Here is a 23848-nt window from a genome sequence, read left to right on the forward strand (position 1 = left end):
ATTGGGCGCGGATCCTGCGATCATACTAGGAGTGCAAGACGCCTGAAGGGGTAGCCCAGTCCAAAACATTGTTGCTAACTAACGATTAGGAATTCAAACCGAAAAGCCAACACAGAGCGTGTCGCTTCGATTTGGGCGAGCTACCCCCTGCTGCACAATGTCCTGAGTGCTTAGGATCAAGGCCAGCCGCTTTGATCGTGACACGCCGGTGTAGAGCATGCTGCGTTCCACAAATTCGCTTTGGCTCAGAGAGCAAATGATGGACGTCTCGTACTCGCTGCCTTGCGACTTGTGAATTGAGATGGCGTAAGCGAGCTTCATCCCGAGCACGAACAAGTCCATCCTGGATAGGGTGACTTCGATCCCATTGAAGAGACATGCACCATAGATCTGGCCATCGATTGACGTAACGCCGGACATGATCCCGGTATTGCCATTGAACAAATTATGCTCGTAGCTATTCTGGGTCACGATGACGGGGTCATTCACTCGCAGCCAGTATTTGCCCATCCAAATGCCCAGCGTCTCGTCTGTGTGCTGGAGGACGCTTTGCAGATGGTTGTTTATCTTGTGCCCGGAATCCGGCATGCGCTCGGACATGTGGGGCGTCAGAATCTGAGCATCAGGGATGATCTGCTTGATCTTCGCGAGGTGTGTCAGCATGTCCTGCGTGTTCGTGCAGGGGATCAGATAAACCCCATCGCGCTCGCCATTCCAGAATGGCAATGTGTCCAGATGACCCGATCTAATCTTCATGGCGATGTTCTGAAGGTGACTGTTGTCGATAGACCTGTGAACCTTGGTCAGATGGGTCGACGGTATCGCCTTTGATTTGACCAGGGCATGGAAGAATATTCCATAGCCTACCGGTGATAGCTGACCGGTATCGCCTACTAGCAAGAGAGACAGTTCCTTCTTTGCGAACGCATTCAGCAGTTTCAGCATCAAGGCGATGTCCACCATGCTGGATTCGTCAATGACTACGAGCGGGTCGCCCCCAGTGTTGAACCCTGAGCTTGCGGCGCTGATTTTGATCAAAAAGCTGTGGATCGTGTGGGTGTCTCGGCCAACAGACTCCTTGGCCCGCTCCTTGGCTTTTCCGCTCAGTGCTAGGACATGCACTGGGCGGTGCCGAGAAGCTATATCCACGATGGCTTTCAGCACGGTTGTTTTGCCAGTACCGCCGAACCCAGTCAGCGTGCTGATGCGATTAGTAAGCGCCATTCGCACTGCGTTTTTCTGGTCTTGAGTAAGCGAGTACCCAAAGGTGCTCTGACTATGTGCGGAGTAATCTTCAATCGCTTGCTCCAGTTCCTGCGCAGAACCGTGGAGCAATGAGGCCTGAGCGGACAGTAGAGTAGCGACTCGCTGCTCAAGTTTACTTTCGATAAGGGCCGCGCCCAGTGGCTGGATGAGTGTCGTCCCTTGATGCGTCTTCACGCATACAGCACGCCTTTGTAGGGCACAGTCGATAGCTTGGTCTACCAGTCTGGCGGATGAAAGCTTCTGCATCAGGGCGGTTTTTAGTTCTTCGATTCGGTATGCCGTATGACCCTGATCCAGGCGCACATACAGCAAGTTCTCCACAAGGCCGGCCAGCCTGCGTGGGTCATCACGAGATATGCCTAGCTTAGCTGCTGCGGCGTCCACGATTTTCCATATGTTCGGGTGGATGCCTTGAAACGCAACGAGGCTGTACGGGTTAAGCTTCAGACGCTCTACCGTATTGGTCTGGCAAACCTTGAGAATGCTTTTGGCGAGCCCAGGGTCGAAGTGGTGTTCCATGAGAAACTCAATCGTTGAAATCTCATCCTGCAGCGTCCTCCAAGCATCCACGACCTTCTGGGCGAGATCGGGATTAATAAATTCCGCCAGGTAGCTGACCCTGCCAGCAGTCAATGCCTGAGCAAGGTTTTCTGCGCCAAATGCCCTGACCAGTTTCGAGACTTTCGCTTTGCCGAATGACAGCCCGCGAAATGCAGGATGCTTTACCAGCAATCGTTCCACATACGCCGCAATGGGCAGGTTTACGATATGGCAGCTCTCGATCAGAACGAAATCCCTGAACTGATCATGCCCTGTGATCGAGCCTTTGAACTGCCAGCATTCACCTGGTTGAGGAATGCGGGTGATGATTTTATAACTGGCTCTGCAGGTGTAAATTTTGTTTTGGCCAATGATGCGCCCGGAGAAGACTGCACCACCGAAACTGCCTGGCTTCACCGAGCTCACCTGGATCACGCTCGACAGGTTGCTCATAGGATGAATGACCGCCCAGAGTCGATCATTAAGTCCTGCTGGCTACTGATTTCCTGTGCAGATGTCCGAAGCAACCGTAGCTCGGCAGAGAGTCGCTCAACTTGCTCGCGAAGCAGTTCGTTTTCCTTCGACTTTTGCTCAAGCATTACTCGCAAGCGATTGGCTTCGCGACTTTTCGAATCCGCCATATCAACCGCCAGAGACTCGGGGTCTTTGGCCGCAACAAACTCGCTGCCTATGCGGCGAATGTCCTTCGCGATGACCTGTTCCAGGGTCTGGCCCTGGGAGCAAAAGACCTTCTTGGCGCTTTCAGAAAACCACTGCCTACGATTACCACATTCATCAGCGATTTTGCTGAAGTTGACGGCGCCAAACTGGTTCATAGGAAATTTCTCCCCAGCCTGTTCCAGTTGCAGCACGTAGTCCCTATAGCGGTCGTACGGAGAGCGCTTCTGATCACTTGTGTCCATGGCTTTTCTCTTTCGCTTTCAACCACAGAATGAACGGCTCAACCACCTCTGTTGGCACGAGTCCCTCCCTAGGTTCAAGGTCGTCAAAACTGCAGCAAATCTTTTTAGCCTGCATGTCAACCGTAAACATCCCTTCACTTGCATCGAGAACCAACTTAAGGGCCCGGCAGGTTTTGTCAAACTTCGCCATGAATCCTTGATCCACATGCGTTGTGTCTGGCAGGGTTACTGGCTGAGCACCATGGCTACGGAGGGCTGAGCGCAGAGCTTCGACCTCCTTCCTCAGTTTCTCTGTCTCAGCTTGAAGTTGGTCTGCTCGCTGAACGGCCAGCTTTCCGACAAGCTTGTCCTTCTTAGGCTCCATGTTTCCAGCAGCATCCCAGTGCTTGAAGAATATTGGCCCGAGCAGAGTCCAATAGTCAGTGCTCTGTACCAAGGTTCTGTAGCCAATCTTCTTTTCGTTTACAGGAAGCCCATCGTTGTAAAGTTCGGCGCAGAATCTTGAGTAAGGCGTAACCCCATCGAATGATGCTTTTCCTACGAAAGACTTCAGCTTAGGTATTACTTCGTCTTTAATTCGGGAAATTCTATAGTCGCGGTTCAGCTTTTGAGAGCCTGCAAATCGGTTTTGGCCCTTTTTCGCACCTTTGCTCATGCAGAAACACCCCCTGGGCTCGAAATTAGCTTCAGGATTGCAGTAGGTCGTTCCAAGGCCATGGGCTTACTCATTGCATCATTCAAATCATGCAGTGAAAGACCCAGAACTTCACACGTAGACCGAATCAGGCCCCTAAATTCATCGATCAACGTGAATCCTGTAGGAGCTTCTTGCAGCATGCGGTTAAAGTCCCCAGTGAATGCTAGGAGCTTGTTTCTTGCCACTTTAACCTGCTTGTCTAACTGTGGAGTGAAATACTCCGCATGCGACTTGGCTTCTGCAGTGCGAGCAATCAGGTTGGAAAGCGAGTCTTTCTTGAGCTCTAAGCGCTCCAGGTGCTCTGAGACGATTTCAGGTTTCTCTACCAGGAAGCTCTCACGCGTTTTGATTTCGTTATGCATTTGCTCGAGGCAGTGAGCAGTAACGCTCCATGAAATGATCTCTGCGGCGAGGAATTTGCGACGATTGGCTTTTGGGACAAGGCTTTCAGGCGATGCTCCATTCCTTTTAGACTCAGCGATATAGGCCTCCAGCTCGCTGCACTCGTCAGTTAGCACACGAATGTGACCGTATATCCTTGGCAGGTGGTCGACAGTTTTGACCGAGTAATAGCAGCCCCCGCACGGCATGCTTATCTCAGGAATGGCACCCAGGTCTTTAATGACGTCCGCTGGGCAGCGATTACCAAACGGGCAGATATGAGTGGGCATGAAGGCCAGCGAGTCGATGGGGCGCTGCCTTGTCTCCCTGACGCCCGAAACCACATCATCCTTGGTCTCACGGTCAAATGAGATCGCACCGAAGTCAATCAGAGACTTCTCCTTGTCTCGCCGGAAAGCCTGCTGAAGCTTCGATGCAACGTCTTCTGCTTTGATGTTAGACATTGCTGGGCGGTCAACTAGCCATCCATGCTCAACACTCAGTTTTTGATACTGGGCAACCGATTTCAGGTATGCAGGGTCAACTTTTGCGTAATACATTACATGTTCATCACTGGCATGGCCGGTAATAAATGCGCCGATGATGTGTGGCGGCAAAATTGGGATGTATTCAGATACAACTGATACTCGGCAGGAGTGCGGGGTATGTTCGATTAATTTGCAGGCCTGTCCCTCAAGTTTGATCGCGGTGAGATAGTCGTGAGGATCATCAATAGACTCCAGATCCCCCACAGCCTCTGGCATAGCGTTCGTCGCCTCAATGCCCAGCTGAAACCTGCAGAACAAGTCGAAAGAATAAATTAGCCTTTTGAAATATTTCGCATAGGCCTCCGGAGTCAGCACGCCAGGACTTGTTCCCTTCGGAAATAGCGTGATGATTTTGCCATGCTCATTTTCTTCATGGTAGTCATACCAAGTTTCGACATCCATTGCGGGATCGTTAAACCAAGGGATCATGGCTTTTTGACGATCTAGCAGTTCAATTACCGTCTTCGAAACAGTAGCGTCCCACGGGCCGTTTACTTTGTCAGTGTTGATGCGTAACTTGCAAAGCGGAGGCAGGGGTCTTGAACGATCAATTCGCATATCATAGGTTCGCCTCTCTAGCCAGCGTATGTGAATACTACGAACCCCTGTCTCCAGTGCGATGATATTATGTCTGATGTAATTGAGCTGAGGATAGAACACCCACTTTCCTTCGCGTTCAACCGAGTGTTCAATAATTGGCACGACGAACCTTGGAAGAAGTCGCAGCGCCTCATACTTCATGGGGCGATTATTTTCGGATTTAGGCTGCGAAGCGTCAAATGATGGGTTCCGGTAGAACACAATTGGAACGTACCCAAGTTTTTCAGTTTGAACGATTTTTTGGGTATTGTTCCAGTTCTTTGTTTCAATATCAGCTCGAAATTTTTCGTCGAACAGGTTTATTTGTTCGTGATATACCCTTTCGGCTAGGTGAGTTGTGAAAGACTCTATCGCGTAGCAGTATTGGAGAAGGTATGGGAAATGCTCAGAATGAAATGCAGGCTTATTAGAGCCATTCCTTCTTCGCACGATGGGGAAATCGAGCTCAAGTATGGGGCAAACAAAACCAGAAAGTTTCTCGTCGGCGCTCGAGTGAGCCGTCAAGTAGTTGAAGAAACTGGTGATGTGGTACATGATCTGCTGGATCGTTGAGTTTGACCTGCCTCTGCGAAGAAAAGTGAGAAAGCCTATGTATCCATCGCCTTCCATGTGCGTCCGATTAAGCTCACTTGGGTGAGGAGGAAGCAATCCCGTGGCAGTAGGGTATTCGCCAAACAACCAGGTATTCAGAACTGAGAAGCTCTTGCTGTAAGCGTCGAAAGACTTAATTCCCCGAGACTTTTGTAAAGCGGTGTATTTGTCCTGATATTTCAACCACGACTCGACACTTTCCTTGTGCTCATCAGGATAGTCATATTCGCCAGAGGCCAGCGCTTTTCTACTGGCGTGCAAATCATTTTTAGGGCGGACGGCGGCCTGGCTACATCTGTCAGAATACAGCCTCTGAACATAGTTCCAAAACGCGGCTGGGGCGATGGGGTACTGGAACCAGTCAACGTCATTTCTTCGCGTTAAGACCAAGTGGTCGGAGAGGTCAGCGATGTCATTTGGATTGATGTCTTCGATTCTATGCCAGTCTGTGCAACGAATCATGCGCCATGCGTACCATCCAAAGTTTTTGACGGCACTAGGCTTCATTACGGAGGTAATGTCCGGAATGTCTTCGTAGAGAACATGCGAGACAAACGGTTTGCTCACAAATGCAAGCACCTCGGTATAGGATGCTGCAGCAAACTCATAGAAGTTGGTTCCTTCGTCCTGATTGTGAACCGTGGGCTTTCTTAGGTCAGCCGGGAGCAGGACAGCTCGCTCCTGCCAGAGAAAGTGAAGAATTAAGACGCAGTCTTTACTCAGCCTCTCCAAGGAAGACTTGTTGAGCCAGTCAATAGAGGCCTTCGGAACGACCTGCTTCGCAAGTTCTATCGGCGCAGTCTTTTTCGTGCAAGCTAAAGCATTACGCACCCACACTTCATCATAAATAGGTGCATTCGACACGTTCAGGTGGTCATCAAACAGGCGCACGATGGACGCGTTGTAATATTCGTTACGAGCGCCGCTTGTTACCTTACTTGGAGAGATATAGTTCGTGCCAAACAGCTCTTTGCAGACGCAAGCCTTGGCTTTCGTGATCGCCTCTTTAATGGAGCTATCAAGAGGTGCTCCAGTTTTGATAATCTGAATATCCTTAGTCAGGTTAATCATGTTGCGTCCCTTGAATGCGATTCGCCTCGTCCTTCAATACTTCGAGCTGGCGTAGATAAAATTCTTCGCGAATTGTGGTAAAGGAGGCATCGCCTCTTTGCATGACGTACTGGTTAGCATGTTGAATGTATGCTTCGATGATGTCGGTGTCATGCTTCGCGTACTTCATCGTGGATGTAACGCTGGCATGGCCCATCAGGATCTTAACGTATGTAATGGGCAGGCCAGGAAGGGGCTGTCCAGGAACTGGCATGTAATTAAGCGTGTAAGTTCCGTACATATGCCTAAGCGAATGAGTGCTGATGCCTGTGACGTCCGGCAAGCCTGCCTTCAAGGCGTATTTCTTGAGGGTTTTGTCACGGCTACTCCTGTCGCTTGCGAAGAAGGGCCTACCGTCAGAGTTTTGAAATAAGAAATCATGTCCAACGCTGGAGTTGTATTCTAGGGTCAGGTACTTCTCAAGGTTCTCCCAGAATATTTTAGCGAATGGCTCAATCATGAAGGTCACCTCGGTCTCCCGACCTTTCCAGGAGAGAAGCTTATGCTCTTCTTCAGTAATGCCAGGCGTTTTCCTTGCAAAGGGGTCGCGTAGGAACACTGCAAAATCGTCACCATCGATGTCAGGCATTCGAACTTGTAGCGCCTCGCTTGTACGCGAACCTGTCGCGGCGAGTAGGGCATATAGCGTCATGTCCCTGTAAAATGTCGTGGACTTTGCAGGCTTGGCCTGTCTGAGAAAGTCGACGGATCGTTCTATAGGGAATGGGAGAATCTTGAACGGCTGCTTGTCGTTTTTCCTGTTCCTACGCCCTGCTTTAGCAAACAGCTTATCTTGCTTGCGCTTAGGCAACACTGAGTTAAGCGAGCCACGAATGACTGCTGCCATCCACGAATTGGCCTTGTGGGCCGAAACCTCATATTGGCTTCGATATTCGGCCCGGCTCGAGTAGAACCGACTGAAAAGATGGTCAGGTGTTGTAATGTTTTTTGACTCGGCTACTTCAAGAAACCACCGGATAGATGATTCTATAGACTCTGCGATTGAGTTTTGACCTGTGAGCCGCGTCTTCCCCAGACTATAAGCCAGGGTCTTCGCTATCGGGTTCGTGGCGTCTGTACCGAAGAGGAGATAAACCTGATAGCTGTAGATGACGGTCTCGATAGTGACCTCGACATCTGCAGGAAATTGGGTCTTCGACGCCTCATACACGTAGTCGATGAAGCGGCTAACGTGCTCCGAGTAGAGCTTATCAGTGTTTACGGCATAGCCCCTACGTGCCAGCCAAGTCGTGTAGTCGGTGAACGGTTTGAACTCGCGTGCCTCGTCGGGCATGCCAGGGTCGAGATGAAGCAGGATGTAGTTAGCCTCGCTCGTAACGGGCGCTTCGACCAAGATGAAGTTCTTCATGAGCTCTTATTCCAAATACCACACCCTATTAGCTTTGGGTGTCGCACTTGCCTTTGTCAAGGAAAAAGGCTCAAGTGGGTGAATCAGGCCAACGCAGAAAGCTCCGTCAGCATGGCCGTTGGCCGTCTGCGGAGTGCGCTAAGTGCTTGATTGTAAGGGGGATGGGGCCACCGGCGGGAATCGAACCCGCGACCCACCGATTATGAGTCGGTTGCTCTAACCAATTGAGCTACAGTGGCGCTGAGAAGGTGCAAAGCTATCAAAAATCAGGTTCAAATGCCACACTAACATTCGTACCACATAAGAACCGTGGACCAAAGGATTATGAGTCCTCTGCTCTAACCAACTGAGCTATAGGCCCTCAGTAGGCCGCGGATTATAGCGACGGTTTGGCGGCTGTGCTATCCGAATAATCCGATACGGTTACACGAAGAAACGTTGCGGCGAATTCTTCCGGGGGCAGCGGCAGGCTGACGATGTAGCCCTGGATCTGTTCGCAACCTTCGGCGGCGAGGAATTGTTGCTGGGCCTGGGTCTCGACGCCTTCGGCGATCACGGTGAATTGCATGCTCCGGCCCAGAGCGATGATCGCGCGGACAATCGCCGCGTCGTGCGGGTCATCGGGCAGTCCGCGAACAAAGGACTGGTCGATCTTGAGGATGTCCAGCGGCAGGCGTTTGAGGTAACTGAGCGAAGAATAACCGGTGCCGAAGTCGTCGATCGCCAGTTGTACGCCCAAGTGTTTGAGCTGGTGCAGCACCGCCAAGGCCTCCTCGGCCTGGCTCATGATGAAGTTTTCGGTAATTTCCAGTTGCAGTAAATCCGGCTGCAGACGGTTGTCCCTGAGCAGTTGTTCGATGCGCCCGAGCAGATTCGGCTGGCGCAGTTGCGCGCCGGCCAGGTTGACCGACAGCGGGCCAAGGCTGTCGTAGATCTGATTCCACTCGAACATCTGCCGACAGGCGGTTTCGAGCACCCAATCACCTATCTGCAGGATCATGCCGTTCTCTTCGGCCAGTGGAATGAAGTGCTCCGGCGGCACTTCCCCGAAGGTCGGGTGACGCCAGCGAATCAGTGCTTCGGCGCCGACCAGGCGATGGTCGTCGAGGCTGATTTTCGGTTGGTAGTAGAGGAACAACTCTTCGCGCTCGATGGCCCGGCGCAGTTCGTGCTCCAGTGCCACGCGCTCGCTGGCCTGGGCAGTGAGGTCGCGGGTGTAGCTTTCGACGCGGTTGCGGCCCTTGGCCTTGGAGCGGTACATCGCCGCGTCGGCGTTTTTCACCAAGGTGGCGACATCGCAGCCATCCCGTGGATAGAGGCTAGTGCCGATGCTGGCGCTGATGAAGAACTCGTGCTCACCGGCCTGAAACGGTGCGCCAAAGCAGTTGAGCAGTTTGAATGCGATGTTGTCGGCATCGCTGGCTTGTTGCAGACCCGGCAGCAGAATGATGAATTCATCACCGCCCAGTCGTGCGACGGTGTCGATATCACGCAGTTGTTCTTTCAAACGCACGGCAATGCCTTTGAGCAGCAGATCGCCAACCGGGTGGCCGAGGCTGTCGTTGATGTGTTTGAAGCGGTCGAGATCGAGGAACAGCACCGCGCCCTGACCACCGTTTTCCTGCTGACTGTTCAGCGCGGTGAGCAGGCGACTTTCAAACAGGGTGCGATTCGGCAGGCCGGTGAGCGGGTCATGGTGCGCCTGATAATCGAGCTTGGCCTGTGCGTGTTTGAGGCTGGAGATATCGGCGAACACCGCAACAAAGTGGGTGATGAACTTGTCGCGGTTGCGTACGGCGCTGATGGTCAGCCAGCTCGGATACAACTCGCCGTTCTTGCGCCGGTTGGAAATCTCGCCCTGCCAGTGTCCCTCAGCAGTCAACTGGTGCCACATTGCCGCGTAAAACGCGCTGTCATGCAGTCCCGAGGCGAGCAGGCGCGGGGTGTGGCCGAGGGCTTCGCTTTCGCTGTAGCCGGTGATTTCGGTGAACGCACGGTTCACCGCGCTGATGTGCTGCTGGGTGTCGGTGATCAACACGCCTTCGGCGGTGCTCTCGAATACGGTGGCCGCCTGCTGCAGTTTTTCCTGCATCAAATGGCGCTCGGTGATGTCCCGGGCAATGGTCAACATGCAATCTTCTTCGCCGATCGGCAGAGGACGGCTGGACACTTCGCACAGACGGATCTGCCCGTCGCTGCGGCGGATATGGCAGGTGAAATCGCGTACGAAGCCGTCGCGGTGCAGCAGGTCGAGCATCTGCTTGCGTTCGTTGAGATTGACCCAGATCCCCAGATCCAGCGCCGAGCGATCCACCGACATCGCGCTGTTGAACCCGGTGATGCGACTGAAACCCTCGTTGACCTCCAACAGCAAGCCATCGCTCTGACGCGACAGCAGCAAGCCGTCCGGCGAGGCGTGAAAGGCCTTGGCGAACTTCTCTTCGGAGGTTTGCAGTTGCTGCTGGGTTTCCTTGAGCTGGGTGATGTCGCGCACGACCACCACCAGCGCCGGAGTGGTGTCGAGGTCGAAGGGCTCGGCGGAGATCAGACCGGTGAACACCTGGCCATTGTTGCGGCGAAAGGGCATCTCCAGGTTGCGGATACTGCCAGCCTGCAAGCGCTGTAACAGCCCGGGCCCGACCCCGGGGATGCCCCAGATGTTGAGTTCGGTGGCGGTCTGGCCGACGACGTCCTTGGCCTTGAGGCCGATCTGTTCTTCAAAGGCTTCGTTGACCTCCAGCAGACAGCCGTCGGACAACCGCGCGATCACGAGGATATCCGGGCATTGCTGGAACACCGACGCGAACTTCTGCTCCGAAAGCCGCAGCGCCTCCTCAGTGCGCTTGGTTTCGCTGATGTCGATCATCAGCCCGCGCATCACAGGCTCATGGCCATGTTCAATCAGACTGACAATGTCACGCACCCACAGGCAGCGCCCGTCAGCGGTGATCACCCGATAGTCGAGGGTGTGATCGCGTCCGTCGCGTACCGCCTCATCGCAAATGGCCTGGGCGCGGGTCAGGTCGGCGGGGTGAATGATGTTGCGCCAGAAGCCCGGAATCAGCCAGTGCGCCTGTGGATAACCGAGCAGATCTTCGGCATGGGGCGACACATAGCTGTAGGTGAAGTCGCTCATGCGCGCTTCCCAGGCGATGGCCGAAAGGCTCTCGACCAATCCGCGGTAATGATATTCGCTGCTGCGCAATTCCTGTTCGAGGTCGACGCGGCGGGCGATTTCCGAACTCAAGCGGCGATTGATGCGAATGACCACCGCCAGAATGCTGACCAGCAGCAACAGGCCCGGAAGGCCATAGATCAGAAGGTCCGACCAGAATGTCCGATGGTCCAGAACATTACCGACCCAATGTTCCTGAATGCTGCTGATTTCCTCGGGGCTCATGTCCGCGAGGACTTTGTCCAGAATACCCACCAGCATTTTGTTGTCGCGGGGTACGCCCATTGCCAGCTGATAGCGATACGGGGTTTCGCCGCTCACGTATAAACCGTCGAGCTTGAGCTGGCGCAGACTCCAGACGCTGGAGGCAAGGTCGCCGACCACGGCGTCTACCTCATCGGTAGCCAGAGCCTGCAAGGCCGAGCTGACATTGGGCATGGCCACCAGATTCAGGTCGGGATGGTGGGTGCGCAGGAGTTCGTGGGGGGCGTAGTTCTCCACCACGGCGATCTTCAGACCGTACAGGTCCTCGATTTTGCGCGGTTGTGCGCCGCCGATATGGGCGAGAATCACGATCGGAAAGTCGAGGTAGGGGCGGGTAAACGACAGATAGTTCTGGCGCTCCGGCGTGGACATGATTCCTGGCAGCAGGTCGATCTTGCCGGTTTTCACCTGCGCCAGCACTTCGGTCCAGCTCGATGGCTCGACCGGATTGAGTTTGATCGACAGGCGCTGGCGGATCACGTCGATATAGTCGGCGGCCAGGCCTTGATAGCGATTCTGTTCATCGCGGAACTCGAACGGCGGCCACGATGCATCGACACCCAGGCGCAAGTCCGGGTGAGCCGCCAGCCAGCTACGTTCTTCATCGGTCAGAGTCAGCGCGTCAGCCGTTGCGGTCCAGATCATCAGTGACAGCAAGAAAAGCACGGGCGCCAGTCTGGGCATAACCGTCTCGTTATGGCACGGGATTCATTGTTTCGAGTGTAGACGGGGTATGCCGGGGAGGGGCGGTGCGAGGGATTTAATCTGCCGCATAAACAAAACCCCCGGCCTGGGCCGGGGGTTCTGGTATCACTCGTCGAGGAAGGAGCGCAGATGCTCGCTTCGCGTCGGGTGGCGCAGCTTGCGCAGCGCCTTGGCTTCGATCTGACGGATCCGCTCACGCGTTACGTCAAACTGTTTGCCCACTTCTTCGAGCGTGTGGTCGGTGTTCATGTCGATACCGAAGCGCATGCGCAGGACCTTGGCTTCACGGGCAGTGAGGCCGGACAGCACTTCGCGGGTCGCTTCTTTCAGGCTTTCAACGGTTGCAACATCGATTGGCGACTGCATGGTCGAGTCTTCGATGAAGTCACCCAGATGAGAGTCTTCGTCATCACCGATCGGGGTTTCCATGGAGATCGGCTCTTTAGCGATCTTCAATACCTTGCGGATCTTGTCCTCAGGCATTTCCATGCGTTCGCCCAGCTCTTCCGGGGTCGGTTCGCGACCCATTTCCTGCAGCATCTGGCGGGAAATGCGGTTGAGCTTGTTGATCGTCTCGATCATGTGCACCGGAATACGGATGGTGCGGGCCTGGTCGGCGATCGAGCGAGTGATCGCCTGACGGATCCACCAGGTGGCATAAGTCGAGAACTTGTAACCACGACGGTATTCGAACTTGTCCACCGCTTTCATCAGACCGATGTTGCCTTCCTGGATCAGATCGAGGAATTGCAGGCCGCGGTTGGTGTACTTCTTGGCGATCGAGATCACCAGACGCAAGTTGGCTTCAACCATCTCTTTCTTCGCGCGGCGGGCCTTGGCCTCACCGATCGACATGCGACGGTTGATGTCCTTGATTTCGGCGATGGTCAGACCGGTCTCGGTTTCCAGCGCGATCAGTTTCTGCTGGCAACGGATGATGTCCGGCTGTACGCGACCAATGGCTTCGGCGTATTTGCTCTTGCCTTTGGCCAGGGCGTCGGACCAGCTTTCGTCGACTTCATTGCCCGGGAACTGACGCAGGAAATCGGCGCGTGGCATACGTGCATCACGTACACACAGTTGCATGATCGCGCGCTCTTGCTGACGCAGACGATCCAGGGCGCTGCGAACACGCTCGACCAGGGCTTCGAATTGCTTCGGCACCAGTTTGATCGGCATGAACAGCTCAGCCAGGGCCAGCAACTCGGCAATCGCTGCCTTGTTGTGACGACCGTGCTTTTTCAGGGCCTTGCGGGTGATTTCCATCTGATCGGACACAGCGCCAAAACGCTGGGCCGCGATGACCGGATCCGGACCGCTTTCGGCTTCTTCTTCGTCATCCGAAGATTCGGCGTCATCGTCGTCGGTATCGTCGTCAGCCTTGGCGGCTTTCGCGTCGATCGGCGGCGGCACTTCGGCGGCCGGCGGCGCAATGCCGTCGTCCGGATCGATGTAACCGCTCAACACGTCGGACAGGCGACCACCCTCGGTGGTGACGCGAGTGTACTCGGAGAGAATGTGGTCAACCGTGCCAGGGAAGTGCGCGATCGCGCTCATCACTTCACGGATGCCTTCTTCGATACGTTTGGCGATTTCGATTTCGCCTTCACGAGTCAGAAGCTCGACCGTACCCATTTCACGCATGTACATGCGCACCGGGTCAGTGGTGCGACCGATATCGGTCTCCACCGCTGCCAACGCAGCGGCTGCTTCTTCCGCAGCGGCCTCGTCGGTATCGGCGTCGGCCAACATAAGGGCGTCCGCATCCGGAGCACTCTCGTGTACGGGGATCCCCATGTCGTTAATCATGCGGATGATGTCTTCCACCTGCTCCGGATCTGAAATATCCTCGGGCAGGTGGTCGTTGACCTCGGCGTAAGTCAGATACTTCTGCTCACGACCCAGTTTGATCAACTCAATAATACGAGACTGCTGTTGCGCTTTTCCGGACATAACACCCTATCCACTGAAGGTCTTGGCGGGCAAAAAACAAGCCGAGGATTATACCTGAGCTATGACCTCACGCGCCAGTTGAGGTCGGGTTTGATGCGGAAACATTGCGACTTAAAAGGTCGCGCAGTTGATTTTTCTCTTCGGCGCTCAGTTCGCTTTGACGCGCTTTCCTGAGCAACTGTTCCAGATTTCGCTCGCGTTGGCGGGCTGACAAGCTAGTAATGGTGTCGAAAAACTGTTGTTCAAGGTTTTCTCCGTCAATCAGCCACTCCTTTTCCGCCAGCGCTTTCAACAAGCGACCCTGTTCAGTGCCGTGCCATCGCGCGATCAACTGAAATGAGTTTAGCTTGGGATTCTTCTGTACGGCTTCGAGCAGCGCCACAAGCAACTGTGCGTTGGTCTGATTTTCGTCCGCAATGTGCCCGGCGTCCTCGACGCGCTCGGCCAGTTGCGGGTGATGCAGCAATGTTCGCAGCGCGGTCAGGGTCGGTGATTCGACGCCAATCGGCGTGCGCGGGCGTTGTTGATCGCGATCGCCGCCACGCTTGCCGTTCTTGTCCCAGGGTTTCTTGTCCCATTTCTTGCCGCCGGCGCCGGGTTTCTTCGGCGTCCACTCCTGCTGCGGCACATACATGTCTTGTGCCTGCGGCTGATGGTAGTCGCTGTAATCCGGCATTGCGTCGTAATCGATGCCCGGATCGTAGGCGGGCGGCGCTTCCTGCGGCGCGCTTTGCGCCAGCTGGCTGACGGTTTCGCTGCTCAGGCCGGTGATTTCGGTCAGGCGCTGGCGCATCAGGATGCGCAGGTTGGCGCCCGGCACTTTGTCGATCAGCGGCGCGGCGAGGGTGGCCATATGGGCCTTGCCTTCAAGCGAGCGCGGATCGGCTTCCTCGGTCAGTTGCTGGAAGAAATAATCGGCCAGCGGCTGCGCATGTTGGTTGATGCGGGCCTTGAAGGCATCAGTGCCTTCGGCGCGAACCAGGGTGTCCGGGTCTTCGCCTTCGGGCAAAAACAGAAAGCGCGCGCGGCGCCCGTCCTGCAGGCACGGCAATGTTGCTTCCAGTGCGCGCCATGCGGCGTTGCGGCCGGCCTGGTCACCGTCGAAGCAGAACAGAACGTTCGGCACTACCCGAAACAGACGCTTGAGGTGTTCTTCGCTGGTTGCAGTGCCCAGGGTCGCGACGGCATTGCGCAAACCTTGCTGGGCGAGGGCGATGACGTCCATGTAACCCTCGACGACGATGATTTCGTCGAGGTTGCGGTTGTTCTTGCGTGCTTCATAGAGGCCGTAGAGTTCCTGGCCTTTATGAAAGACCGGGGTTTCCGGCGAGTTCAGGTATTTCGGCTTGTCGTCGCCGAGTACCCGGCCACCGAAAGCGATGATGCGGCCGCGGGTATCGCGGATCGGGAACATCACGCGATCGCGGAAGCGGTCATAGCGTTTGCCGGTTTCGGCGTTCTCGATCAGCAGTCCGGCGTCGATCATGGCCTTCTGCTGCAAAGTGTCGCTGCTCAAATGCTTGAACAAGTTGTCCCAGCCCGGCGGCGCGAAGCCGAGACCGAAGTCCCGGGCGATCTCGCCGGTCAGTCCGCGGCCCTTGAGATAATCCACCGCAGCCTTGCGCGCCGGATGACTCTTGAGCGCCTGGCGGTAGAAATCGGCGGCGGCGGTGAGCAGCGGGTACAGCGGCGAATCGGTTGGCTGCCGCGGTTTGTGCGGGCGGCCACTTTCTTCGCGGGGGATTTCCATGCCGGCGGCTTTGGCCAGGTCCTCAACCGCCTGGGGGAAATCCAGGTTGTCGTGGTCCATGAGAAAGCCGAGGGCGTTGCCACCGGCGCCGCAACCGAAGCAGTAATAGAACTGCTTGTCCGGGCTGACGCTGAACGATGGGGTTTTCTCTTTATGGAACGGGCAGCAGGCGGTGTAGTTCTTGCCGGCCTTTTTCAGTTGCACGCGCGAGCTGACCACGTCGACGATGTCGGTGCGGTTCAGGAGGTCGTCAATAAAGCTCTGGGGAATCAGCCCGGCCATGGCGTTCTCGTCTGCGCTGTAATGAGTCCGATGCGAAGGGCGGCCGGACGCAGGTCTTGAGTGAGGCGCACAAAATGGGCGGCTCGACCGGGTTCGGTTGCGTGATCGCTGTCGGGAAGTGTATCTGCCGAAAAACCACTGACGTTAGTACTCATCAGTTTTCGACTATTTGAAAGTGTTGCGCTGAATCCGCTGACGGCCGATAAATGGCCCCGGATAGCTCAATAAAACGGGCACGCATGCAGGTGCCTTGGGCTGATCGTCGTAAGAGGAATCAGTGGGTGTGCTCGTCAGTAGCCTTGAAAGGCTCGTCAGAAAAGACGTGCACCGCTGGCAAAAGAGCCAGGTCTGACGCGTGAAGCAGATTTGTCTCGGTCGCGTGTGCGGCTTCGACGGTGAAGCATCAAGCGTTTTACGCAAATGCCATTAGCCCGGCTGAGGGCCGGGCTTAGGCAAGAAGCTTGCTACGATCGTCTGTGTATTAGTACAGACGAACGGCGCGGCGCTGTTCGCGCTGAACTTTCTTGGCGTGACGCTTAACAGCGGCTGCTGCTTTGCGCTTACGCTCAGAAGTTGGCTTCTCGTAAAATTCGCGGCTACGAACTTCAGCCAGTACACCGGCTTTTTCGCAGGAGCGCTTGAAACGACGCAGAGCTACGTCGAAGGGTTCGTTCTCTTTAACTTTGACGGCTGGCATCCAGAGCTACCTTCATTCATTACCGGGGTCAACATCCTCGCGGCAAAAGAGCACTTGAAGACGTCGGTTTTTAAGGGTTGCGGATGTTAACCCCTCATCGCTCGGAATGCAAAGCCTCTGATCGAAAACCGCTAGTCGGGGCATCGCATGGCGACTATTATGCGCGCCTTCGAATTCAGCCTAAACAAGGCGCAAACCCATGCTAGTACTGGGATTAGAAACCTCCTGCGACGAAACCGGCGTCGCATTATACGACAGTGAACGCGGCCTGCTGGCCGACGCGCTGTTCAGCCAGATCGACCTGCACCGCGTCTATGGCGGCGTGGTGCCGGAGCTGGCCTCGCGTGACCATGTCAAACGCATGCTGCCCTTGATTCGTCAGGTGTTGGCCGAGGCTGACTGCGTGCCGACCGAGATTGATGCGATCGCCTACACCGCGGGCCCGGGCCTGGTCGGGGCGCTGCTGGTCGGTGCCTCGTGCGCTCAGGCGCTGGCATTTGCCTGGGGCATTCCGGCACTCGGTGTGCACCATATGGAAGGCCACTTGCTGGCGCCGATGCTGGAGCCAAAACCGCCGAAATTCCCGTTCGTCGCTTTGTTGGTTTCCGGGGGGCATACGCAGCTGGTTCAGGTCGATGGCATTGGCCAATACAGCCTGCTCGGCGAGACCCTCGACGATGCCGCCGGCGAAGCGTTCGACAAAACCGCGAAAATGATGGGCCTCAATTATCCGGGCGGGCCGGAAATCGCCAAGCTGGCCGAGAAGGGCGTCGCAGGGCGTTTCACCTTCCCGCGTCCGATGTGTGATCGCCCGGGTCTGGATTTCAGCTTCAGCGGTCTGAAAACCTTTGCCCTCAATACCTGGCAGCAATGCGTCAGCGCCGGGGACGACAGCGAGCAAGTCCGTTGCGACATCGCGCTGGCGTTCCAGCAGGCCGTGGTGGAGACTTTGACCATCAAGTGCAAGCGCGCCCTGAAACACGCGGGCATGAAGCGTCTGGTGATCGCTGGCGGCGTCAGCGCCAACAAGGCCTTGCGCGCTTCGCTGGAAAAGATGCTCGGCGACATGCAGGGCGATGTGTTCTACGCCCGCCCGGAGTTCTGCACAGACAATGGCGCGATGATCGCGTTTGCCGGTTGTCAGCGTTTGCAGGCTGGTCAGCAGGAAAGTCTGGCGATCAGCGTGCAGGCGCGCTGGCCGATGGAGCAGTTGTCGGCACTGTGATTGGCGGTGCGATTGGCGGTGTGGCTGAGCGGTATTTAAAAATGCCGTTCGCGCCCGGCAAACAGGTCGCGTAGATTGCCGCGGTGGCGCCAGACGATCAGCAATGTCAACGCGCTCATCGGCAGCAGCGCTTCCGGTTCTTGCCACGCGAGTAAGGGCAAGGTCAGGGGCGTGGCGATCAGCGCCGCCAGCGAGCTGGTACGGGTCAGGTAGAACGTCAGCAGCCAGGCGCACACCGCCAGCAGCGCGGCGGGTGGATACAGGCCCAGCAGCATGCCGGCAGCCGTGGCGACGCCTTTGCCGCCGCGAAAACGGAAATACAGCGGGAACAGGTGACCGATAACGGCGCACACGCCGATCCAGGCCTGATCCTGCAACGAAAGGCCAGCGGCCGCTGCGATCAGCACCGGTACCAGGCCTTTGCACAGATCACCGAGCAGGGTCAGGATCGCCAGTTTGCGACCGACCAGGCGCAGCATGTTGGTGGCGCCGGCATTACCCGAGCCACTCATTCGCGGATCCGGGTTTCCGGTCAGGCGGCTGAGCAAAATGGCGAAGGACAGAGAGCCGAGCAGGTAGGCGAGAGTCGCCAGTAACCAAAACATGCTAACTATTCCGGGCGAGGACGCCCTGATTCTAACGGCGCATTGCGCCCTTGTCGTGCAGCGGAGAAAAGTGCTTGGACAGAGTGTTTATCGAGGGCCTGGAAGTCGACACCGTGATCGGTGCTTACGACTGGGAGCGGGGCATTCGACAGTGCCTGCGTCTTGATCTGAGCTTCGCCTGGGACAATCGCCCGGCCGCCGCCGGTGACGACCTGACCCTGGCGCTCGATTACGCCAGCGTTTCCACGCGTATCCAGGCGTTTGCCGAGCAATCCCAATATCAACTGGTCGAGACCTTTGCCGAGCGTCTGGTGGAAGTATTGATGGCCGAGTTCAAGATCACCTGGGTTCGCCTCAAGCTGACCAAACCGGGCGCCGTGCCGGCCGCCAAGGGTGGCGTGGGTGTGGAGATCGAGCGCGGATGTCGCTGACTCAGGTGTACCTCGGGCTCGGTAGCAATATCGAGCGCGAAACCCATTTGCGCGCCGGGCTCGACGCTTTGGCGACGTTTCTGGTGGATATCCGCTGTTCGGCGGTATTCGAGAGTCAGCCGGTGGGGATCAAGAGCGGGCCTTTCTTCAACTTCGTGGTCTCGGCATTTACCGATCTGCCCTTGATGGAGCTGGATCGGCGCCTGAAATTCATCGAAGCCGATAACGGGCGCTATGCGCCGGATCGCAAGGGGCTGCCGCTGGATATCGACGTGCTGTTATACGGCGATCTGACCGGTAACTTCGACGGCTTGATTCTGCCGCGTGCCGAGATTCTGAAAAACGCCTTTGTGCTGTGGCCGCTGTCGCTGATTGCGCCGGATCGGGTGCATCCAGGTGTGGGGAAAAGTTTCGCGACGTTGTGGGCCGAGGCGCAGATTGATCAGGTGTTGGCGCCGGTGGGGTTTGAATGGCGAGACGAGCAGCTCACGCCTTCGGATTTGCGTTGATCTGACGGACGCCTTCGCGAGCAAGCCCGCTCCCACAGGGGGAATGCATTCCAAATGTGGGAGCGGGCTTGCTCGCGAAGCTTTTCAGGCTGACGCCCTGTCTTTGTAGGCTTTTAGCGCCTTCAGTCGTTCTCGCTTCAGCGCTTCGCCCAGTTCCGGGCCTTTGAATCCCTTCTCCAGTAACGGCTGCACCGCGACTTCCCGCGCAGCCTGGGCAGCGCCGCGTAAATAATCGGCCTGTGGATAACTTCTCTGCTCCAGCCCTTTACGGCCTCGGGCGTCCATTTCGCATGCGCCGACAAACTCTTCAAACCGCTGCGGTCGTCGATACACATCAAAGCTCTGCAACAGCTCCAGCAATGTTGAGGCCTTCAATTCCAGCGCCCGATGACAGTGGGTGTGGTACTTGCCGACAAGCAAGGCCAACTCCTGACAATCCTTCGGTGCCTTGAAGCGTTCGTTGACCGCTTTGATCAGCTTCAACCCAGTGTGTTCATGGGCGATATGTCGTGGCCACTCTTCTTCCGGCGTCAGGCCTTTGCCGAGGTCATGCAGCAGGCAAGCCCAGCGTACCGTCAGCGGTTGTTTGTGCAGAGCTGATTGCTCCAGAACGCTGAGAGTGTGCAGGCCGGTGTCGATTTCCGGGTGATGCACTTCCGGTTGTGGCACGCCAAACAGCGCGTCGACTTCCGGCATCAGTTCTTTCAGTGCGCCGCAATCGCGCAGCACCTGGATGAATACCTGCGGCTGATCTTCCATCAGTGCGCGGGAGATTTCTTTCCAGCTGCGTTCGGCGGTCAGCGCCTGCAGTTCGCCGGACTCGCTGAGCTGGCGCATCAGTTCCAGTGTTTCTGGTGCGACAGTGAAGCCAAGACTGGCATAACGGGCAGCAAAGCGCGCAACGCGCAGCACGCGGAGCGGATCTTCGGCGAATGCGGGGGAAACGTGGCGCAGGATCCGCGCTTCGAGATCGCGTTGCCCATGATAGGGATCGGTGAGGTTTTGCTGGTCGTCCTCAGCTATCGCATTGATGGTCAGATCACGACGGATCAGGTCTTCTTCCAGAGTGACTTCGGGGCTTGCGTGAAAAGTGAACCCGCCATAACCGCGACCGCTTTTGCGTTCGGTGCGGGCAAGGGCGTATTCCTCGCCGGTTTTCGGGTGAAGGAATACCGGAAAATCCGCACCCACGGGGCGAAAGCCCTGGGCGAGCATTTCCTCAGTGGTCGCGCCCACCACCACCCGATCAACGTCGGTGACCGGTATACCCAGCAAGCGATCGCGTACCGCACCGCCAACCTTGAAAATCTGCATAAAAAACCTCCGTTAGCCCGACAGGATAACCCTTGTGTCGGACTTTCGGAGGTCAGAACCGCATCTAGAGATGAATCACGGCCAGGTCGAGTCGACCGTAATCACCCTCGCTGTGTTCACTTCGCGGCGGTACGTGGTGAGTTTTCATGATCTGGTCGCCCTGCAGGGTTTCCAGGTGAATGTCGAAGCCCCACAACCGGTGCAGATGTTTCAGTACCTCGTCGGTGGAGTCGCCCAAGGGTTTGCGGTCATGTTGCTGGTGACGCAGGGTCAGCGAGCGGTCGCCGCGGCGGTCGATGCTGTAGATCTGCACGTTCGGTTCGCGGTTACCGAGGTTGTACTGCGCGGCCAGGGTTTCGCGGATGATCCGGTAACCGGTTTCGTCGTGGATCGCCGGTACCAGCAAATCGTCCTTCTGATCGTCATCGAGGATGCTGAACAGCTTCAGGTCGCGGATCACTTTGGGTGACAGGTACTGGAGGATGAAGCTCTCATCCTTGAAGCTACTCATGGCAAACTTGATGCTCGACAGCCAGTCGGATCCGGCGATGTCCGGGAACCAGCGCCGGTCTTCCTCGGTGGGGTTTTCGCACATGCGGCGGATGTCGCGATACATCGCGAAGCCCAGTGCGTAAGGGTTGATCCCGTTGTAGTAAGGGCTGTCGAAGCCTGGCTGGAACACCACGCTGGTATGCGAGGTGAGGAATTCCATCATGAACCCGTCGGTCACCAGGCCCTCGTCGTACAGGTCGTTCATCAGGGTGTAGTGCCAGAAGGTGGCCCAGCCCTCGTTCATCACCTGAGTCTGACGCTGTGGATAAAAATACTGGGCGATCTTGCGCACGATCCGCACGATCTCCCGTTGCCACGGCTCCAGCAACGGCGCGTGCTTCTCGATGAAATACAGGATGTTTTCCTGCGGCTCGGCCGGGAACCGGGCGTTGTCCTTGTCGCTGTACTTGTCCGCGCCTTTGGGGATGGTGCGCCACAGATCGTTGATCTGCTTCTGCAAGTGCTCTTCGCGATCCTTCTGCCGCCGGCGTTCTTCCTCGGCGGAAATCGGATACGGACGCTTGTAGCGATCGACCCCGTAATTCATCAGCGCATGGCAGGAGTCGAGCAGGTCCTCCACCGCATCGATACCGTGGCGCTCCTCGCATTGCATGATGTACTGCTTGGCGAACACCAGGTAATCGATGATCGAACTGGCATCGGTCCAGGTGCGGAACAGGTAATTGCCCTTGAAGAAACTGTTATGGCCATAGCACGCGTGTGCCACCACCAGCGCCTGCATGCAGATGGTGTTTTCCTCCATCAGATAGGCAATGCACGGATCCGAGTTGATCACGATCTCGTAGGCCAGCCCCATCTGGCCGCGGCTGTAGGATTTCTCGGTGCTGAGGAAGTGTTTGCCGTAGGACCAGTGGTGATAGCCCAGTGGCATGCCGACCGAGGCATAGGCGTCCATCATCTGTTCGGCGGTGATCACTTCGATCTGGTTGGGATAGGTGTCCAGGGCATAGCCGGCCGCAATCCGGGCGATTTCGCGGTCGTAGGCCTGGATCAGCTCGAACGTCCATTCGGAGCCGGTGGAAATGGGTTGGCGTTTCTGCTCTTTGGCGGTCATGTCACTAACCTGCGCTGGAAGAGTTCACGGAAGACCGGATAGATATCCCCGGCCGAGACCAGTTGCTGCTGGGCAAACGTGTCGGAAAAGGCTTCGGCGATGCGTTCGTATTCGTACCAGAGGGCCTGGTGTTCGCGCGGGGTGATCTCCACATAAGTGTAGTACTGCACAAACGGCATGATCTGATTGATCAGGATGTCGCGGCAGATCGGCGAGTCATCGTTCCAGTTGTCGCCGTCGGAAGCCTGCGCGGCGTAGATGTTCCATTCGTTGCTCGGGTAGCGCTCGGCCATGATCTCCTGCATCAGCTTCAGGGCGCTGGAGACGATGGTGCCGCCGGTTTCCCGCGAGTAGAAGAACTCTTCCTCGTCCACTTCCCGGGCGCTGGTGTGATGGCGGATGAACACTACGTCGATCTTGTCGTAGTTCCGCTTGAGGAACAGGTACAGCAGGATGAAAAAGCGTTTGGCGATGTCCTTGGTCGCCTGGGTCATCGAGCCGGACACGTCCATCAGGCAGAACATCACCGCTTTCGAGCTGGGGTTGGGTTGCTTGATCAGCAGGTTGTATTTCAAGTCGAAAGTATCGAGGAACGGCACGCGGTGAATGCGCGCGCTGAGTTTCTCGATTTCCGCTTCGAGTTCCTGAATATCGCCGAAGTTGTCCGGCTCTTCGCGCTTTAATCGCGCCAGTTCCTCTTTGGCCTCGCGCAGTTTGGCACGGCTGCTGCCGGACAGCGCAATGCGCCGGGCGTGGGCCGAGCGCAGGGTGCGGATGATATTGATCCGCGACGGGTTGCCTTCGTTACTGATCCCCGCGCGCACGGTCTTGAAGGTGTCGGTACCACTGAGGTTGCGCTTGACCAGATTCGGCAGTTCAAGGTCCTCGAACATGAACTCGAGGAATTCTTCCTGGGTGATCTGGAAAACGAATTCGTCCATGCCCTCGCCGGAATTGCCAGCCTTGCCGGGACCGCGTCCACCGCCGCCCCCCGGAGGCCTGGCGATGTGTTCGCCGGCAGTGAATTCCTTGTTGCCGGGATGAACCACGGTCTGCTTGCCGCCGCGACCGTGGTGAAGCACCGGTTCGTCGATATCGCGACCGGGAATGCTGATCTGTTCGCCGTGTTCCATGTCAGTGATGGAACGGCGGCTGACTGCCTCTTCGACAGCCTTCTTGATGTGATCACGGTAACGCCGCAGGAAGCGCTGGCGGTTCACCGTGCTCTTGTTCTTGCCATTGAGACGTCGGTCGATCACATAGCTCATACGTGGCCCTCCGGGCAG

The 23848-nt window shown here is 56.4% G+C and carries 16 protein-coding genes and 2 tRNA genes; 3 read left to right on the top strand and 15 right to left on the bottom strand.

Going from position 1 to position 23848, the window contains the following annotated elements; all coding sequences use genetic code 11:
- Window positions 1-93: 93 nt before the first annotated feature.
- From QMX91_RS01380 to rpsU, 11 genes are all read right to left on the bottom strand, one after another.
- Window positions 94-2259 carry an AAA family ATPase gene (locus QMX91_RS01380; RefSeq protein WP_198863118.1) on the bottom strand — a complete coding sequence of 722 codons (2166 nt, stop codon included), beginning with the start codon at window positions 2257-2259 and terminating at the stop codon, window positions 94-96.
- Window positions 2256-2729: a hypothetical protein gene (locus tag QMX91_RS01385; RefSeq protein ID WP_096144463.1), complete on the bottom strand. Its 474-nt coding sequence runs from the start codon at window positions 2727-2729 to the stop codon at window positions 2256-2258. Before QMX91_RS01385 ends, QMX91_RS01380 begins: the two co-directional genes overlap by 4 nt.
- Window positions 2716-3384, bottom strand: coding sequence for a hypothetical protein (locus QMX91_RS01390; RefSeq protein WP_096144464.1), 669 nt, complete (start codon window positions 3382-3384; stop codon window positions 2716-2718). The genes QMX91_RS01385 and QMX91_RS01390 overlap by 14 nt, the downstream gene beginning before the upstream one ends.
- A complete protein-coding gene (locus tag QMX91_RS01395) occupies window positions 3381-6617 on the bottom strand; it encodes a hypothetical protein (protein ID WP_096144465.1) in 3237 nt (1078 codons plus the stop codon). The genes QMX91_RS01390 and QMX91_RS01395 overlap by 4 nt, the downstream gene beginning before the upstream one ends.
- Window positions 6610-8025 carry a site-specific integrase gene (locus QMX91_RS01400; RefSeq protein WP_096144466.1) on the bottom strand — a complete coding sequence of 472 codons (1416 nt, stop codon included), beginning with the start codon at window positions 8023-8025 and terminating at the stop codon, window positions 6610-6612. Before QMX91_RS01400 ends, QMX91_RS01395 begins: the two co-directional genes overlap by 8 nt.
- Window positions 8026-8187: 162 nt before the next feature.
- Window positions 8188-8264, bottom strand: a tRNA-Ile gene (locus QMX91_RS01405).
- Between the two features lie 38 nt (window positions 8265-8302).
- A tRNA-Ile gene (locus QMX91_RS01410) sits at window positions 8303-8384 on the bottom strand.
- A gap of 17 nt (window positions 8385-8401) precedes the next feature.
- Window positions 8402-12148, bottom strand: a complete 3747-nt coding sequence (locus QMX91_RS01415) for a bifunctional diguanylate cyclase/phosphodiesterase (protein WP_115988768.1) — start codon at window positions 12146-12148, stop codon at window positions 8402-8404.
- Window positions 12149-12274: 126 nt separating this feature from the next.
- Entirely contained in the window at window positions 12275-14122 is a 1848-nt protein-coding gene (rpoD, locus tag QMX91_RS01420) for an RNA polymerase sigma factor RpoD (protein ID WP_027610709.1), read from the bottom strand.
- 67 nt (window positions 14123-14189) lie between these two features.
- Window positions 14190-16154 carry a DNA primase gene (dnaG, locus tag QMX91_RS01425; protein WP_007966496.1) on the bottom strand — a complete coding sequence of 655 codons (1965 nt, stop codon included), beginning with the start codon at window positions 16152-16154 and terminating at the stop codon, window positions 14190-14192.
- Window positions 16155-16635: 481 nt separating this feature from the next.
- Complete coding sequence (gene rpsU / locus QMX91_RS01430) at window positions 16636-16851, bottom strand: 30S ribosomal protein S21 (RefSeq protein ID WP_002551877.1); 216 nt, start codon at window positions 16849-16851, stop codon at window positions 16636-16638.
- 199 nt (window positions 16852-17050) lie between these two features.
- On the opposite strand from rpsU, the gene tsaD reads away from it, so the two are divergent.
- Window positions 17051-18076, top strand: a complete 1026-nt coding sequence (gene tsaD / locus QMX91_RS01435; RefSeq protein WP_282412135.1) for a tRNA (adenosine(37)-N6)-threonylcarbamoyltransferase complex transferase subunit TsaD — start codon at window positions 17051-17053, stop codon at window positions 18074-18076.
- A gap of 35 nt (window positions 18077-18111) precedes the next feature.
- On the opposite strand, the gene plsY is transcribed toward tsaD, so the two are convergent.
- Entirely contained in the window at window positions 18112-18681 is a 570-nt protein-coding gene (gene plsY / locus QMX91_RS01440) for a glycerol-3-phosphate 1-O-acyltransferase PlsY (protein WP_027610711.1), read from the bottom strand.
- A gap of 74 nt (window positions 18682-18755) precedes the next feature.
- On the opposite strand from plsY, the gene folB reads away from it, so the two are divergent.
- Window positions 18756-19112, top strand: coding sequence for a dihydroneopterin aldolase (gene folB / locus QMX91_RS01445; protein WP_003228857.1), 357 nt, complete (start codon window positions 18756-18758; stop codon window positions 19110-19112).
- Complete coding sequence (gene folK / locus QMX91_RS01450) at window positions 19103-19621, top strand: 2-amino-4-hydroxy-6-hydroxymethyldihydropteridine diphosphokinase (protein ID WP_134787472.1); 519 nt, start codon at window positions 19103-19105, stop codon at window positions 19619-19621. The genes folB and folK overlap by 10 nt, the downstream gene beginning before the upstream one ends.
- 84 nt (window positions 19622-19705) lie before the next feature.
- Here folK and QMX91_RS01455 read toward each other — a convergent pair whose 3' ends face one another.
- From QMX91_RS01455 to QMX91_RS01465, 3 genes are all read right to left on the bottom strand, one after another.
- Complete coding sequence (locus tag QMX91_RS01455) at window positions 19706-20935, bottom strand: multifunctional CCA addition/repair protein (protein ID WP_282412136.1); 1230 nt, start codon at window positions 20933-20935, stop codon at window positions 19706-19708.
- A 64-nt stretch (window positions 20936-20999) separates the two neighbouring features.
- Window positions 21000-22562, bottom strand: coding sequence for a SpoVR family protein (locus QMX91_RS01460; RefSeq protein WP_027610714.1), 1563 nt, complete (start codon window positions 22560-22562; stop codon window positions 21000-21002).
- A complete protein-coding gene (locus QMX91_RS01465) occupies window positions 22559-23830 on the bottom strand; it encodes a YeaH/YhbH family protein (protein ID WP_003228849.1) in 1272 nt (423 codons plus the stop codon). The genes QMX91_RS01460 and QMX91_RS01465 overlap by 4 nt, the downstream gene beginning before the upstream one ends.
- Between the last annotated feature and the right edge of the window lie 18 nt (window positions 23831-23848).

Origin of the sequence: Pseudomonas sp. PS01299, from assembly GCF_029960145.1 — a bacterium.
GTDB lineage: Bacteria > Pseudomonadota > Gammaproteobacteria > Pseudomonadales > Pseudomonadaceae > Aquipseudomonas > Aquipseudomonas putida_A.

Coding starts and splice junctions, on each gene's coding strand:
- tsaD (WP_282412135.1), top strand. CDS start 17,051: ATGCTAGTACTGGGATTAGAAACCTCCTGCGACGAAACCGGCGTCGCA.
- QMX91_RS01395 (WP_096144465.1), bottom strand. CDS start 6,617: ATGATTAACCTGACTAAGGATATTCAGATTATCAAAACTGGAGCACCT.
- rpoD (WP_027610709.1), bottom strand. CDS start 14,122: ATGTCCGGAAAAGCGCAACAGCAGTCTCGTATTATTGAGTTGATCAAA.
- QMX91_RS01385 (WP_096144463.1), bottom strand. CDS start 2,729: ATGGACACAAGTGATCAGAAGCGCTCTCCGTACGACCGCTATAGGGAC.
- QMX91_RS01465 (WP_003228849.1), bottom strand. CDS start 23,830: ATGAGCTATGTGATCGACCGACGTCTCAATGGCAAGAACAAGAGCACG.
- QMX91_RS01380 (WP_198863118.1), bottom strand. CDS start 2,259: ATGAGCAACCTGTCGAGCGTGATCCAGGTGAGCTCGGTGAAGCCAGGC.
- rpsU (WP_002551877.1), bottom strand. CDS start 16,851: ATGCCAGCCGTCAAAGTTAAAGAGAACGAACCCTTCGACGTAGCTCTG.
- QMX91_RS01390 (WP_096144464.1), bottom strand. CDS start 3,384: ATGAGCAAAGGTGCGAAAAAGGGCCAAAACCGATTTGCAGGCTCTCAA.
- QMX91_RS01455 (WP_282412136.1), bottom strand. CDS start 20,935: ATGCAGATTTTCAAGGTTGGCGGTGCGGTACGCGATCGCTTGCTGGGT.
- plsY (WP_027610711.1), bottom strand. CDS start 18,681: ATGTTTTGGTTACTGGCGACTCTCGCCTACCTGCTCGGCTCTCTGTCC.
- folK (WP_134787472.1), top strand. CDS start 19,103: ATGTCGCTGACTCAGGTGTACCTCGGGCTCGGTAGCAATATCGAGCGC.
- QMX91_RS01460 (WP_027610714.1), bottom strand. CDS start 22,562: ATGACCGCCAAAGAGCAGAAACGCCAACCCATTTCCACCGGCTCCGAA.
- QMX91_RS01400 (WP_096144466.1), bottom strand. CDS start 8,025: ATGAAGAACTTCATCTTGGTCGAAGCGCCCGTTACGAGCGAGGCTAAC.
- dnaG (WP_007966496.1), bottom strand. CDS start 16,154: ATGGCCGGGCTGATTCCCCAGAGCTTTATTGACGACCTCCTGAACCGC.
- QMX91_RS01415 (WP_115988768.1), bottom strand. CDS start 12,148: ATGCCCAGACTGGCGCCCGTGCTTTTCTTGCTGTCACTGATGATCTGG.